The sequence below is a fragment of the Granulicatella sp. zg-ZJ genome (assembly GCF_010892355.1).
GTDB lineage: Bacteria > Bacillota > Bacilli > Lactobacillales > Aerococcaceae > WM01.
Genome location: NZ_WNJY01000001.1, coordinates 1 through 15,382 on the forward strand (window position 1 = coordinate 1; position 15,382 = coordinate 15,382).

At 33.2% G+C, this 15,382-nt stretch carries 13 protein-coding genes and 1 other annotated feature; of the genes, 2 read left to right on the forward strand and 11 right to left on the reverse strand.

All coding sequences use genetic code 11. The features are described 5' to 3' along the window. A partial coding sequence (locus tag GMA11_RS00005) for a transposase (protein WP_205422831.1) occupies nt 1–518 on the forward strand: 518 nt, incomplete at its 5' end. 62 nt (nt 519–580) lie between these two features. Here the strand turns inward: GMA11_RS00005 and GMA11_RS00010 are convergent. From GMA11_RS00010 to GMA11_RS00035, 6 genes are all read right to left on the reverse strand, one after another. Beyond that, complete coding sequence (locus GMA11_RS00010) at nt 581–1,438, reverse strand: DUF4300 family protein (RefSeq protein WP_163545153.1); 858 nt, start codon at nt 1,436–1,438, stop codon at nt 581–583. A gap of 30 nt (nt 1,439–1,468) precedes the next feature. Next, nucleotides 1,469–2,707, reverse strand: coding sequence for an ATP-dependent Clp protease ATP-binding subunit ClpX (clpX, locus tag GMA11_RS00015; RefSeq protein WP_240332437.1), 1,239 nt, complete (start codon nt 2,705–2,707; stop codon nt 1,469–1,471). A gap of 92 nt (nt 2,708–2,799) precedes the next feature. Continuing rightward, on the reverse strand, nt 2,800–5,175 hold the full coding sequence (gene priA, locus GMA11_RS00020) for a primosomal protein N' (protein WP_163545154.1): 2,376 nt from the start codon (nt 5,173–5,175) through the stop codon (nt 2,800–2,802). A 70-nt stretch (nt 5,176–5,245) separates the two neighbouring features. Further along, nucleotides 5,246–5,485: a DUF1294 domain-containing protein gene (locus GMA11_RS00025; protein WP_163545155.1), complete on the reverse strand. Its 240-nt coding sequence runs from the start codon at nt 5,483–5,485 to the stop codon at nt 5,246–5,248. Then, nucleotides 5,485–7,896 (reverse strand): leucine--tRNA ligase, encoded by a 2,412-nt coding sequence (gene leuS, locus GMA11_RS00030; RefSeq protein WP_163545156.1) that lies wholly within the window; start codon nt 7,894–7,896, stop codon nt 5,485–5,487. The genes GMA11_RS00025 and leuS overlap by 1 nt, the downstream gene beginning before the upstream one ends. Before the next feature lie 61 nt (nt 7,897–7,957). Next, nucleotides 7,958–8,151: a binding site (T-box leader), on the reverse strand. Between the two features lie 42 nt (nt 8,152–8,193). Then, nucleotides 8,194–9,690 carry a LysM peptidoglycan-binding domain-containing protein gene (locus GMA11_RS00035; protein ID WP_163545157.1) on the reverse strand — a complete coding sequence of 499 codons (1,497 nt, stop codon included), beginning with the start codon at nt 9,688–9,690 and terminating at the stop codon, nt 8,194–8,196. Between the two features lie 164 nt (nt 9,691–9,854). Here GMA11_RS00035 and GMA11_RS00040 point away from each other — a divergent pair, with 164 nt between their 5' ends. Next, complete coding sequence (locus GMA11_RS00040; protein WP_163545158.1) at nt 9,855–10,418, forward strand: class I SAM-dependent methyltransferase; 564 nt, start codon at nt 9,855–9,857, stop codon at nt 10,416–10,418. Nucleotides 10,419–10,476: 58 nt separating this feature from the next. On the opposite strand, the gene GMA11_RS00045 is transcribed toward GMA11_RS00040, so the two are convergent. From GMA11_RS00045 to hslV, 5 genes are all read right to left on the reverse strand, one after another. Then, the gene (locus GMA11_RS00045) at nt 10,477–11,184 is read right to left on the reverse strand and encodes a B3/4 domain-containing protein (protein ID WP_163545159.1); all 708 of its coding nucleotides are present in this window, start codon (nt 11,182–11,184) and stop codon (nt 10,477–10,479) included. A 65-nt stretch (nt 11,185–11,249) separates the two neighbouring features. Continuing rightward, nucleotides 11,250–12,530, reverse strand: coding sequence for a trigger factor (gene tig, locus GMA11_RS00050; RefSeq protein ID WP_163545160.1), 1,281 nt, complete (start codon nt 12,528–12,530; stop codon nt 11,250–11,252). 93 nt (nt 12,531–12,623) lie between these two features. Beyond that, complete coding sequence (gene codY, locus GMA11_RS00055; protein WP_345940874.1) at nt 12,624–13,433, reverse strand: GTP-sensing pleiotropic transcriptional regulator CodY; 810 nt, start codon at nt 13,431–13,433, stop codon at nt 12,624–12,626. A gap of 21 nt (nt 13,434–13,454) precedes the next feature. Then, nucleotides 13,455–14,852 carry an ATP-dependent protease ATPase subunit HslU gene (hslU, locus tag GMA11_RS00060; protein WP_163545162.1) on the reverse strand — a complete coding sequence of 466 codons (1,398 nt, stop codon included), beginning with the start codon at nt 14,850–14,852 and terminating at the stop codon, nt 13,455–13,457. After that, nucleotides 14,852–15,382, reverse strand: a complete 531-nt coding sequence (gene hslV / locus GMA11_RS00065; protein WP_163545163.1) for an HslVU peptidase proteolytic subunit — start codon at nt 15,380–15,382, stop codon at nt 14,852–14,854. Before hslV ends, hslU begins: the two co-directional genes overlap by 1 nt.

Consider the following 15,382-nt stretch of genomic DNA (forward strand, 5'->3'; position numbering starts at 1 on the left):
GGTATAGACGTTTTCATCGCAATCCTGACCATAAGTTTTTTCGATATGATTCATCTAGAGATTGTTTTACGGATACACGTACGGGAGAAATTTACACCTACAGAAACATTGATAGACAAGGATATAAGCAGTATCGTATAAGCGATAACAGTAATAAACGGATACTACGTCGAGCGATAGATGCTGATGTATACGATAGATGTCGTGAGCGTCGATTATCTACGTTTGGGAAAGCACTATATAAACGACGGAAAGAAACGATTGAGCGTAGCTTTGCAGACTCTAAACAAAATCATGGGTATCGGTTTGCACAATATAGAGGAGTAGCCAAGATGCAGCAGTACACTTGGTTATCTTGTGCTGCCCAAAACATGAAAAAAATGGCAATCCTACTCACGAGAGATAGCCATTTTTTACAATATAGTTTTTTATTTATCATTTTTAAATGCAAAATCCAACATATTTTTCAATTTTTAAAAAATATGTTGGATGTTTTATCGGTATTGTCAACAATCTGAGGTGGTGAATGGCATTAGCCATTCACCACCAACACATTTAACAAAGAGCCGTTTTTATAAGACTATTGATAATTAATAAATGTTTGATTTTCCATTAAAAATGCAGGTGCTGTATCTTGATCATAACTTGTGTTATATTTTTTCATTAAATAATCATACACATCTGTTTTTTCTTTAAATTTAAGTGCTTGATAAGGTTCTTGGAATGATAATTTTTCAACAAACAAATAACCATTATCATGTGGGACTAGAACGCCCACATGTCCAATGAACAGGTAATCGCCGTCTAAATTATCATGAAAAATAACAGAAAGCATTGTCGCATTGTTTTGTGTAAATTGCACATGACTTAAATGCTCTTCCATTTTTTTAGCATGAACATGTACGTCTTTTGACGGTGTTGTTTGTACTCTTGAAAAAAGTTGATTGAAATATGCTTTTTCTTCTGTTGTGAATAGATTTTCCATATCAATAGAATCATTGTCTATAAACAATAATTGAGAGTCTTCTTTAATATTATCAGAAAAAGATAGTTGTTTTTTTAGTAGAGCAAATGTGTTAATACGACAATTTGTACCAGGAAAAGTATTTTTCTTTTGTGCCCATAATGTATCTATTTTTTCTTGATCGTAAATAGGCATTTCTTTTTGAAAACCTGTTGCTAATGATATATGTTCAATGGTTTCATTATAATCTTTCACAAAAGACATAAATGTATTCACATCTTGTGCATCTAAATATTGTACTAATGCTTTGTTTACTTCTTCTTGACTATTTGTATCTGCCATATTTGACATAGTAAATTTAGAAATATTTTCGACAGTTGTCGTCACACTTTCTTCTGTCATTTTTTGTTCTGATGCTGTGCATCCTACAAGTAAAAGACAGGCACTTCCCACCAAAAAAATTGTTTTTCTCATCTTTTCCCTCTCCCTCTCATTCATTTGGCCTTATACAGCTGATTTTAACACAATTTCTTTCCCTTTTGCGTTATATAATTTAGGAACAAGTGTATCTTGTTCAACAGAAATAACGCATTTTTTAATCTGTTTGTTGGTTGGTATATCAAACATCACATCCAACATCACTGTTTCAATAATTGCACGTAATCCTCTAGCTCCCGTTTTACGCTCAATTGCTTGTTTAGCAACTGTTTCCAATGCTTCTGTTGAAAAATCTAGTTCTACATTATCTAAGCCAAATAAATACGCATACTGTTTAACTAGTGCATTTTTTGGTTCCGTTAAAATACGTACTAAATCATCAACAGTTAATTTATCTAATGTGGCAATAATTGGTAAACGACCAATAAATTCTGGAATTAGACCAAATTTTAATAAATCTTCTGGAATAATATGTTTCATTAAACTTTCTTTTTCATCTAAAACTTTTGTCGAACTTCCAAAACCAATAATTTTAGCTCCCAATCGTTCTTTAACAATATTTTCAATACCGTCAAAAGCACCACCTACAATAAATAAAATATTGGTTGTGTCAATTTGTAAAAATTCTTGATGAGGATGTTTGCGCCCTCCTTGAGGTGGAATATTAGATACTGTTCCTTCTAAAATTTTTAAAAGTGCTTGTTGAACACCTTCGCCACTGACATCTCTTGTAATAGATACATTTTCACTTTTACGAGCAATCTTATCAATTTCATCAATGTAAATAATCCCTCGACTTGCAAGATCAATATCATAATCGGCAGCCTGAACCAATTTAACTAAAACATTTTCAACATCTTCTCCAACGTATCCTGCTTCTGTTAATGTTGTTGCATCAGCAATCGCAAATGGTACATTTAGCATTTTAGCTAATGTTTGTACTAAAAATGTTTTTCCTGAACCAGTTGGACCAACTAAACAAATATTACTTTTTTGTAATTCAACATCTTCTTTCACTTGAGAAGAAATACGTTTATAGTGATTATATACAGCAACAGCTAAATTTTTCTTGGCGTAATCTTGACCAATCACGTATTCATTTAAATGTTTAAAAATATCTGTAGGTGTTGGGATTTCTCCAATAAAATGTTCTAAAGAGTCATTTTGTTCTTCTCCTAGAATGGCATCACATAGTGCAACACATTCATTACAAATATAAACATCTGGTCCTGAAATAATCTGATTTACTTCATCATGATTTTTTCCGCAAAACGAACAACGTGGTTCTATTGTTTTATCCATCATTTCTATTTCCTTCTCCTATAATTTTAAATATCGCATACTGAAAGATAGCATATTCTCACAATAAGTACAAACATTTTGCCTTTTTAAAGTGATTAAATAAAATTCACCGGGTTGACATCAATTGACACATATATTTTTTCTTTTGCAAGTTCTTGACTATCATTTGTAATTTGGTATAACACTTTTTCAACAGCTTTTATATTTTTATATTTTAATAATATTTGGAAATAAAATTTATTATTGATACGTGCAATGGACTTTGCGCTTGGTCCAAGTAGCACGACATCTTTTCCAAGTGATTGTTCTAAAATTTGTTTAATTTGATAGGCACTTTTCAAAGCGGTGGATTCAAAGTGATGTGTAATGGTAATGGTTGTCGTATATACATAAGGTGGGTAATGTCCCATATAACGACTGTACATTTCACGTTTATAAAATTCTTCGTATTGTTGCGTTTGAGCAAGTTGTAACACATAATGTTCTGGATTATATGTTTGAATAATGACTTCACCTGATAGAGTTCCTCGACCAGCACGTCCAGCAACTTGCGTTAATAACTGATATGTTTTTTCAGAGGCTCTAAAATCGGGTAGATAAAGTGATGTATCAGCATTAATTACACCAACTAGAGTAATATTTGGAAAGTCTAATCCTTTGGCAATCATTTGTGTTCCTAATAAAATATCTGCTTCTCCTGAGCCAAATATATTTAATAAACGTTCATGTTGCCCTTTTTTACTTGTTGTATCAACATCCATACGTACAACTTTAGCTTGTGGGAATAATTGGTATAAAGCTTCTTCCACACGCTGTGTACCTACACCGTATGAACGCACTTTATCACTAAAACAATTTGGACACTCTGTTGGAATAGATGTATCAAATCCACAATAATGACATTTCATTTTATGTGTATCTTTATGAAGTGTTAAAGAAATATCACAATTTGGACATTGCATGACGTGTCCACAATCTCGACACATTAAAAATGAGGCATAGCCTCTTCGATTTAATAATAAAGCGACTTGTTCCTTTTTTTGCAATCTATCTTCGATTGCTAATTTTAAGACATCTGAAAACAAGTCAAAATTACCGACTTTTTTCTCTGTAGTCATGTCGACAATTTGCACGTGGGGCAATGGTTTATCATTGGCACGTTTTGTTAACGTTAAAAAGGTATAATTTCCTTTTTGTGCTCTAGCGCGTGACTCCAGTGACGGTGTGGCACTGCCTAAAACAACAGGACATTGGTGATATTGCCCTCGCCATATCGCCACATCTCTTGCATGATATTTTACCGTATCCATTTGTTTATAGGTCGTTTCATGCTCCTCGTCTATAATAATAAGTCCAATATTATCAAGCGGTGCAAAAATAGATGATCTAGCTCCAACAACAATATCTGCTTTTTTTTCTTTTGCTTTTAGCCATTCGTCATAACGCTCTCCCTCAGATAATCCAGAATGCAACACAGCCACTCTCTGACCAAAACGACCTTTAAAATGTTTTACCATTTGTGGTGTTAAAGCTATTTCTGGAACAAGTAATAAAGCGGTTCGCCCATTTTGAATAACATCAGAGATTAACTGCAAGTATACTTCCGTCTTACCACTCCCTGTAACACCTTCTAATAAAAATGTCTTTGGTTCACGTTTTAAAATACTTTCTTTTACTTGAGTGTACACAGTTTTTTGTTCTTCATTTAACGTCAAAGGCATTGTTTTTTCAAATGTGATATGCTCATAAGGATTTCTTTCAATCACTTCTTCTGTTATCTCAATCCATCCTTTTTGTTTTGCTGATTGGAGTGTTTTTAATGAAATATTTGCCTCTGCTAATGTTTTAGTAGATACTTTTGAAGATTGACTTAAATAGTCAAGCAACGCTTTTTGTTGATGTGCATTGGCCCTAATTGGAATGCTTTCTATCGGTTTTACTAAGGAAACAAAACGCTGTGTTTTATGTGTAATTTTATCCTCAACAAGATAATGAACAATCACCTTTTCTTCTTTTTTCCATTTTAAAACAGCGTGTGTCATGCCTAAAGATTCAATCATTTTCCAAGAAATTCTTTTTTGTTTCTCAAATAAAGGAGGACAACTTGTGTTGTCTATCCATTCCACTTCTTTATGATAATTTGCTTTTAAAAAATTAGGTAGCATGGTTTTATAGCAACTCATTTTAAACGAAAAAACGGTTTGAGATAAATAATCTCCTAAAGCGACTAATTCAGGTGTTAACACAGGTTCGGCATCTAAAATATCAGATATGTATTTTAGTGCATAATCTACTCCAGTGGTATACGTTATATCGACAACAAATCCTTGTACAAATCGAGTACCAAATGGTACTTTGACACGATAACCAATCGAAAGCTGATTTTTTAAATTGTCTGGAATAAGATAGTCATACGCTTGATCTGTTTGACTACTTGACACATCGACAATCACTTTAGCAATTTCATCCATAGCACACCTCTTTTCTTCATCTTCTACATTATACAATAAAAATAATCGAGGTTCAAAAACCTCGATTATTTTACAAAAGGAATACTGTACAAACACCAATGCTAGCACAAAGATAAAAATACCATTTTCTAATTTTATGATGAAACATAATCATTCCTGACAAACCACCTATACCGCCACCAAAAAGGAATAATAGTAACAATATTTTTTCAGAAATTCTATATTTTTTGTACACCGCTTTATATTTATCTATTCCCATTAACAGAAATACAAATAAATTGTAGAAAAAGAATAGCCATAAATGGTACATTATTTAATCACCAAATTAACAAGTTTATTTGGTACAGCTATAACTTTTACAATTTCCTTACCAGAAATGGCTTGCTTCACGTCTTCATTTTCTTTTGCCAATGTTTCCAATATTGTTTTATCTAAATCAACTTCAACAAATTGACGTGCTTTAATTTTACCATTTACTTGGAAAATCACTTCAACAGTATTTTCAACAAGTTCTTTTTCATCATAAAGCGGCCATGCAACATGAGAAATAGACTCTTTACCGCCAAGTTTTTCCCATAATTCTTCAGCAATATGTGGTGTAATTGGTGCTAATAATTGAACAAGGCCTCTCATATAGTCTACTGGAAGAGCATCCATTTTATTAGCTTCATTGACAAAGACCATCATTTGTGAAATGGCTGTATTATAATGCATTACAGCATAATCTTCTGTCACTTTTTTCACTGTTTGATGATATACTTTTGTTAATTTACCGTCATTAAACGTTGTCACACGATCTCTTAATTTACCATTGTCATCAATCATCAAACGCCATACTCTATCTAAGAAACGACGAGAGCCTTCAAGACCTGTTTCACTCCATGGTTTTGACGCATCTAAAGGCCCCATAAACATTTCGTATAATCGTAATGTATCTGCACCAAATGTTTTGACAACATCGTCAGGATTTATGACATTCCCTTTAGATTTTGACATTTTATTGCCGTCAGGTCCTAAAATCATCCCTTGATTAAACACACGTTGGAATGGCTCTGGTGTTGGGACAACACCAATATCGTATAAGAATTTATGCCAGAATCGTGCATACAATAAATGTAATACAGCGTGCTCTGCTCCACCAATATACATATCTACTGGGAACCATTTTTTCAATTTTTCTGGGTCAGCAAGTTGCTCTGTATTGGTTGGATCTACATAACGTAAGAAATACCATGAGCTACCTGCCCATTGAGGCATTGTATTTGTTTCACGACGTCCTTTACGTCCGTTTTCATCAACAATATTTACCCATTCTGTTATATTTGCTAGTGGAGATTCTCCAGTACCACTTGGTTTAATATTATCCGTTTTTGGTAATAACAGTGGTAACTCATCTTCTTTAACCAATGTTGATGTGCCATCTTCCCAATGAATAACAGGAATTGGTTCACCCCAATAACGTTGTCTTGAGAATATCCAGTCTCTTAGTCTAAAGGATGTCACTTGTTTTCCAACTTGATGTTCTTCTAACCACTTAATCGCTTTATCAATACCATCTTGTGTATTCAATCCATTTAAGAAATCAGAATTGATATGAATACCGTCTTGTAAAAATGGCAATGTATCTTCTTGTCCACTTGTTAATACTGGGATAATTGGTAATTCAAATTTTGTAGCAAAATCAAAGTCACGTTGATCATGAGCAGGACACGCCATAATTGCACCTGTTCCATAACCAATCAAAACATAGTCCCCAACCCAAATTGGAATTTCTTGTTGTGTCATTGGATTGATAGCGTAAGCTCCTGTAAAGACACCTGTTTTATCTTTTGCTAAGTCTGTTCTTTCTAAATCAGATTTTAAAGAAACGTCTTGTAAATAAGCATCTACTATTTCTTGTTGTTCAGATGTTGTTATCTGTTTAACAAGTGGATGTTCAGGAGCTAATACAACATATGTTGCACCAAATAATGTATCTGGACGAGTTGTAAATACGTCAAAGGTATGTTTTGTGTTTGCTACACTAAACGTCACTTGTGCACCGTGTGAACGTCCAATCCAATTACGTTGCATTTCTTTTAAATTTTCAGGCCAATCAATTAAATCTAAATCATCAATTAAACGATCTGCATAAGCAGTAATACGCAATACCCACTGCTTCATTGGTACACGATATACCGGATGTCCACCACGTTCACTTTTTCCGTCGATAACTTCTTCATTAGCTAATACTGTTCCTAAAGCAGGGCACCAGTTTACAAGAATTTCATCTTCATATGCTAAATCTTTTTCACATAATTTTTCAAAAATCCATTGTGTCCATTTATAATAGTTTGGATCTGTTGTGTCTACTTCACGTTCCCAATCATAACTAAATCCTAGCTCTTTTAATTGACGTCTAAAATTCGCAATATTTTTATAAGTAAACTCAGCAGGGTCATTTCCTGTATCAATGGCATATTGCTCTGCAGGCAATCCAAAGGCATCCCAACCGATTGGATGCAAAACATTATAGCCTTGTGCACGCTTAAAGCGAGCTAAAATATCTGTTGCTGTATACCCTTCTGTATGCCCAACATGCAATCCTTGTCCAGACGGATATGGAAACATATCAAGTACATAGAAATATGGTTTATTATCATCTTCTGTTGTTTTAAATGTTTGATGCTCCTGCCAATAATCTTGCCATTTTTTTTCAATATCTTTGTGATTAAAATTCATACATATCTCCTTTATTAGTGATTTGATTGACAATAAAAAGCCCTATATGACTAATATAGCCATATAGGGTAATTATCTATAATTACGGTACCACCTATTTATACTCATCATGCCGATAACGGTAGCGATCCGACTTTTTCTACATATCAAAAAAGTAACTTATAGGCGAGTTCAAACCGTTTCTTTGTGCTCTTCCACCAACCGAACACTCTCTATCAAAGACGACGTTCTACTACTCCTAATCATCGTTTATCAATCATTTTGTTACATTTTAAGATGAATTACAAAAAATGTCAATTATTTCACTTTTAATGTTTGATTTACATAAATTAAATCAGATGTCAAATGATTTAATGCTTTTAAAGCTTCAACAGTTGTCCCATTATTTTTTGCAATACGGTACAATGTGTCACCTGCTTTGACTTTATGTGTAACACCTATTTCTTGAGTCACATGTGTTGTTGTAGATTGACCAGATAATGTCAACACTTGTCCTACACGAATTAACGCAGAATTTAAGCCATTTAAACGCATTAGTTCTGATACTGTTAATCCATTATTTTTCGCAATACGATATAATGTATCACCTTTTTGTACAGTATGTGTAGATTGTGATGACACAGATTTTACAGATTGTTCTACTTTAGTTTCTACTTGTTGTGGTGCACTCTCAACAACAGGTTTAACTGTTTCTGGCTGGGACACTTTTGGTTGGCTTTCAACAACTTGTTTTGGTGCTTGTGATGCGGATAAGCGTAACACTTGGTTTACATAAATTAAATGACTTGATAATCCATTTGCCTCTTTAAGTGCTTCAACAGTTGTACCATTATTTTTTGCAATGCGGTATAATGTATCACCTGCTTTAACTGTATATGTTCCACTATTTACTGTTGTTACAACCTCTGGTTTTGTTACTGTATTTTCTTGTTTGACAACTTCTTTTACAACTGGAGTAGTTGGTTCAGATACTTGACCTGCCACTTTTAATATTTGTCCCACATAAATAGTGTCTGACGTTAAATTGTTTATTGCTTTTAATGTTGCTAGGTCCATACCATATCGACGACAAATCGCCAATAATGTATCGCCTTTTTGAACCACATATTGACCGTTTGCTGAAATATTTGCCAATACATTAACAGAATTTGATGTAGACACTGGTACAGTTATTTGACTATCGTATCGTGTTAATCCGTATGTTGCGATAATACTATTTAGTTTTGCCGCGTATTTTGTATCTGTTGCATATCGTCCAGTTAACCATTTTGTTGCATCTTGATAAGAATTTGTACGGCTTTTCCATGCACCAGCATAAAATTGACTATTGCCCATTGCACCTGTTCTTAATAATTGAGCGTAATTTTGTAAAGATTCGTAATAAGATGGGTATTTTCTAAAACCAGCATTGATTTGGTACAATTCACCTTTTCCATTATCTTCCATTGTCTTCATTACAACAGATTGTCCATTATAGTGACCTTTAATACCAAATAAATTATAATTTGGTGCCGTAGCTAATCGACTTGTTCCCCAATTACTTTCTAAAATCGCTTGAGCAATCATCACAGAAGCATATAAATCATTTTCTCTAGCAATTTGTTGGGCGTATTGTCCAATAGCATTGATAAAATTTTGTTGTGCTGATTCTGCATGTGCTGTCTGTACACTCGTAATGGCAATACTTGATACCGCAAGTGTTGCCCCTACAGTTGCAGATGCTTGTTTTAATTTACTATTTTTCAACTTTTGTTGTTCATATAAACGCTTTGTTTGTCTTCTTAATAATTTCATGAATAATTCCCTCTCCAAATCTGATTACTTTTGATTATAGAGTATAAAAACCAGTTTTAAAAGAGGGCATGACACAGTGTTGTTTTGATTTAAAATATGTAATCTTTGTGTAATAATATGAATGAAACGGAAATATATTATATAAATAAAAAGGAGTGATTATTTTGTTAGACTCGGCACAACGTTTTAGCCATACCCTACTAACTCAATATGTTAAACCAAATGACTTTGTGATTGATGCCACTATGGGAAATGGACATGATACATTATTTTTAGCGCAACTTGTGGGTAAACAAGGAAAAGTGATTGCTTTAGATATTCAAGAACAAGCATTACAAAATACAACACAATTACTACAAGAACATAGTGCCTTAGATCAATGCGAATTACATTTATTAAATCACGCAAATATCTATCAAGTTTTAAACAATAATATGTCTATTTCAGCCGCTATTTTTAATCTAGGCTATTTACCAAATGCTGATAAAACTATTATTACAAATGGAGATACAACACTTCAATCTATCAAACAGATACTTCCACATTTACAAAAAAATGGACTTATCATTTTAGTTTTATACGATGGACATACAGGAGGACTAGAAGAAAAAGAAAGTGTGATAAATTATACTTCTTCACTCCCACAAAAAGAATATCACGTATTACACTATCACTTTTTAAACCAACAAAACAACCCACCACAGCTTATTGCGATACAAAAGCGTTAATATAAAAGGCTTGAAAGTCATAAGAATGTGACTTTCAAGCCTTTTTAAACATGATATCTTAAATAGCTACTTCAGGTTGCTCATTTGTTAAAACAGCAATATCGCCTTGTTTACCAAAATATTCTTGCAATAAATCGTTTAAAGTATGAATAGCTTCGTGACAACGTTTTGCTTGATGTTCATTGATTGCTTCCATCACAAAAACAGCGTCTTTTGTTTCTTCTGTTAACATCGTTCTTTGTGCTTCACGCCAGTTTAAACTACGGCATACGGCACCCTCATTGTCATAGTAAATCAATTCTTCTGGTAAAGCAGGAGAGTCTTCTTCGGCACCTAAAGGAAAGAATGGTTCGCCACCTTTTGCTTGTCCTAAATGTAAATCACCTTGAATACGGGCAATATCTTCTCCGCCACAAGGGACACCATAAGATAAAGATACACTATTATATAAATCAACTAGTGGGTTAATTGGTGTAAATTCTCTATCTTGACTAACACGTTTTAAAAGAGCCTCAATAGAACTTCTTGCACCTTTTTTTGTTTTAAAAGTGGCAAATGCTTCACGCCATTCTTTTATAACCTCATTTTGTGTAAATGTATCTTCTGTTAAAAATTGTTTTGCTGAAACAGTTGCACTATCTAATTTATTTTTGAAAAAGTCATATTTATCTTCTTTAGCATGATTGTCAATGCCTTTTAGACTTAATACAAATAAACTTCCATTAGGGAAAAGATTAAAAAATTCTTTATCAACAATAACATTCATATACTATTTCTCCTTTTATTTATAAAATAAAGCCAAGCGAAACAATTATCGCTTGGTTTTATTGATTATTTTTCAATAGCACTATCCACGATAACAGCCATTGCTTTTTTCATTTTAATGTCGTGTGTTAACATTTCTGCATTTAACACGTTACGAACAGCATCAATTTCCATACCGTATGTTGCTGCTAATTCTTCGATTTCTTTGTTCATATCATCTTCAGTTGCATCTAAGTTTTCAACTTCTGCTACTTTTTCTAATACTAAGTTTGTTTTCACTTGAACATCCGCATCTTTTTCCATTTGTTTATGTAAATCTGCACGAGTTGTTCCAGTTAATTGATAGTATAATTCTTCTGAAATACCTTGACGTTTCATATTGTTTAAGAAGAAGTCCATTTGACGATGCACTTCTGCGTGTACCATTTCTTCAGGTAATTCAACGATTTCTGCATTGTCAACAGCTTGACGTAATGCTGCATCTTCTACAGCTGTTTGTGCTGCTTCATCTTTTGCTTTTTGTAATGATTCTTGTAATTTATCTTTTAATTCTGCTAATGTTTCAACAGAATCATCAACATCTTTAGCAAACTCATCATCTAAAGCTGGTAATTCTTTTGATTTTACTTCTTTTACAGTTACTTTAAATGTTGCTGGTTGACCTTTTAAGTCTTCTGCGTGATATTCTTCTGGGAATGTCACATTAACTTCTACGTCATCTCCTGCTGATGTACCAACTAATTGATCTTCAAAACCTGGAATGAATGAGTTTGAACCTAATTCTAATGAATGGTTTTCACCTTTTCCACCTGCAAATGCAACACCGTCTTTAAAGCCTTCAAAGTCAATCACAACTGTATCGCCATTTTCTGCTTTACCTTCTTTAACAGATAATTCAGCAAATTGTTCTTGTTTTTTAGCTAATTCATTTTCAACATCTTCAACAGTTACTGTACGATCTTGTTTTTCAACTGTTAAGCCTTTGTAATCACCTAATTTTACTTCAGGTTTTACAACAACTTCTGCTTCAATAACCCAATCTTGTCCTTTTTCAATAGATTTTACATTGATTTTTGGTTGAGCTACTGGGAATAATGCTAATTCTTCAATAGCATTATCATATGCATCTGGTAATAAAATATTTAATGCATCTTCATATAATGCTTCTTCACCAAATTGTTTGTTGAAAATTGTACGTGGCACTTTACCTTTACGGAATCCTGCAACGTTTAATTTTGGTTGAACACGTTTGAACGCTTTATCCAATCCTTCTTTGATTTTATCTTGAGAAATCTCAAATGTTAGCACACCATTATTTGTGCCTGTTTTTTCCCATTTTGCTGTCATGTTTCTTCCTCCACAAAATATTTCAATACTTTTTTATATTACACTAAAATAGCGTTAAAGTAAATTAGTTTCTTTGTCTGTCTTTGTTTTTGTTTACATCATATATTTTAATTCTTCCAAAATAGTATTATTTTTTAATTTGATATGTGTTCCTTTCATCCCTAAAGACTGAGCTTCTAATAAACCTGCTGATTCTAATTTTCTTAACGCGTTTACGATAACAGATCTCGTAATATTATAATCAGTTGCAATTTTAGATGCTGTGATGCGTACTTCTAAAGTTGAAATGGTACTGAATATACAACGAATTGCTTCCTTTTCACTATACGAAAGACTGCTTATCGCTAAAGAAATTCTCTCTTTCTCTCTAATTTCTTCTTGTTCTTTGTGGTTAATATAGTATAACAATTCTAATCCAACTACCGTTGCACTGTACTCTGCTAAAATTAGATCACTCGTTTCAAACAATTTTCCAATTCGTGCCAAACTAAGATTTCCAAGTCTTTTTCCTGATACAAAAATTGGAATAATGGTCGTCACACCATTACCAAAAATATCCTTATTCTCAACGGGAAAAGCTGTATACGACTCGTCAACTGTGATATTTTCATATGTTTTTGTAATCTTATTTAATTCTTGAATGTAAAAATCAGGAAACTGTCTTTGTTCTAAATAAGCTGTAAAACGTGGGCTATCCATTGTATAAAGTTCATCATAACCTAATATAATACCGTTATTATCCACGATATAAATATTTGAGTCTGTAATACCTGATAAAATTTTAGCCACTCGTTTGAAAGGTAAATCTTTATACGTTTGTGCTATATTTTCGATGTCACTGAAATCACGGTCTGTTTGAAGTAATGTCATCAATTCTCTTAATTTACTTAAAACTTGTTCCACTATCATTCCCCCAACCATTCATTATAAAATATAATGTTTTAATTTATCATCATGTGAAATAACGCCAACTTTTTCTTCAACGTATGCTTGTGTAATGGTAATCGTACCTCCAGGCATATCTGGTGCTTCAAATAGTAAATCTTCTAATAATTTTTCTAAAATAGTATGTAAACGTCTAGCACCAATATTATCCGTTTCATCATTTAATTGATACGCAATCTCTGCCATTTTAGCAATCGCTTCTTGCGTAAAAATCAATTCAATATTTTCTGTTTCTAATAATGCTGTATATTGTTTCAACAATGAATTGTTTGGTTCTTTTAAAATACGTTCAAAATCTTCCTGTGTTAAGTCAACAAGCTCAACACGTATAGGAAAACGTCCTTGTAACTCCGGAATTAAATCCGTTGGTTTTGCCACATGAAAAGCTCCAGATGCAATGAATAAAATATGATCTGTTTTGATAGGACCATATTTAGTCATCACCTGACTTCCTTCAACGATTGGTAAAATATCTCTTTGAACACCTTCTCTTGATACTTGTCCACCATTATCTGATTTTGATGTAATTTTATCGATCTCATCAATAAAAATAATACCTGAAGACTCCGCTAATTTTAATGCTTCTGACTGAATATCATCTTTATTGACCAACTCTTCACTAACTTCTTGAATAAGCAATTCTTTTGCTTCTAAAACCGTTACGGTACGTGTGATTTTCTTACGCGGTGTCATAGAACCAATCATCGACTGCATTGCAGATAGTTGTTCCATAGCAGGCCCGCCACCATAAACTTCTTTTTCACGTTCTAATAATTTTATAGTCACTTCTTTACTATCCAATAAACCATCTTGGATTTGTTTTTCTAACACACGTCTATCTGCTGCAATTTCTGGTGTCACTTCTTCCACTTCTTCATGGTTCGGTATTCCTAATCCTTGGAACATATTTTGAAGAGCACTTAAATCAGAAGATTGTTGTTTCTTTTTGAAAATTCCTGGTTTTAACGCAGCAGCAATACGTTTAATGGCTTCTTTTTCTGCTTTTTGGTAAATACCTTTTTTCTTTTCTTTATCAACTAATTGAATAGCCGCATCTACTAAGTCACGAACCATTGACTCTACATCACGTCCAACATAACCTACTTCTGTAAACTTTGTTGCTTCTACTTTAATAAATGGTGCTTTTACCAATGTTGCTAATCGTCTTGCAATTTCTGTTTTTCCAACACCAGTAGAACCAATCATCATTAAATTTTTGGGTGTCACATCACGTTGCATATCCGCAGATAATTGCAAACGTCTATATCTATTTCTTAATGCAACAGCAACCGCTTTTTTAGCATTATCTTGTCCAATAATATATTTGTCTAATTCTTTAACAATTTCACGGGGTGTTTTTCCCAATGCTTTTACCATTAAGCATTCAACTCCTCTACAATAATATTGTCATTTGTAAATACATCAATTTCTGATGCAATTTTCAAACTTTCATAAGCGATTTGCCCAGCTGAAAGTGTATTGTCCGTTCTCATAAGACCTCTTGCTGCAGCAAGTGCATAATTTCCTCCAGACCCAATCGTTAAAATACCGTCATCAGGTTCAATGACTTCACCTGTACCAGATACCAATAACATTTGTTTATCATTCATCACAATCAATAACGCTTCTAATTTTTGAAGCATACGATCACTACGCCATGATTTTGCTAGCTCAATAGCTGCTCTTTGTAAATTTCCTTTATATTGTTCTAATTTTTCTTCAAATTTTTCTTCTAATGTAATAGCATCTGCAACAGAGCCAGCAAATCCTACAACAACTTTATCTTGATACAAACGACGAATTTTTTTTGCACTGCCTTTCATGATGACACTTTGACCCATTGTCACTTGACCATCTCCAGCCATTGCAAATTGTCCATTTTTACTTACTGCACAAATTGTTGTCAT

Bases quoted from the DNA above. Each gene is read 5' to 3' on its own strand.
- GMA11_RS00010 (WP_163545153.1), bottom strand. From the start codon at position 1,438: ATGAGAAAAACAATTTTTTTGGTGGGAAGTGCCTGTCTTTTACTTGTA.
- clpX (WP_240332437.1), bottom strand. From the start codon at position 2,707: ATGATGGATAAAACAATAGAACCACGTTGTTCGTTTTGCGGAAAAAAT.
- priA (WP_163545154.1), bottom strand. From the start codon at position 5,175: ATGGATGAAATTGCTAAAGTGATTGTCGATGTGTCAAGTAGTCAAACA.
- GMA11_RS00025 (WP_163545155.1), bottom strand. From the start codon at position 5,485: ATGTACCATTTATGGCTATTCTTTTTCTACAATTTATTTGTATTTCTG.
- leuS (WP_163545156.1), bottom strand. From the start codon at position 7,896: ATGAATTTTAATCACAAAGATATTGAAAAAAAATGGCAAGATTATTGG.
- GMA11_RS00035 (WP_163545157.1), bottom strand. From the start codon at position 9,690: ATGAAATTATTAAGAAGACAAACAAAGCGTTTATATGAACAACAAAAG.
- GMA11_RS00045 (WP_163545159.1), bottom strand. From the start codon at position 11,184: ATGAATGTTATTGTTGATAAAGAATTTTTTAATCTTTTCCCTAATGGA.
- tig (WP_163545160.1), bottom strand. From the start codon at position 12,530: ATGACAGCAAAATGGGAAAAAACAGGCACAAATAATGGTGTGCTAACA.
- hslU (WP_163545162.1), bottom strand. From the start codon at position 14,852: ATGGTAAAAGCATTGGGAAAAACACCCCGTGAAATTGTTAAAGAATTA.
- hslV (WP_163545163.1), bottom strand. From the start codon at position 15,382: ATGACAACAATTTGTGCAGTAAGTAAAAATGGACAATTTGCAATGGCT.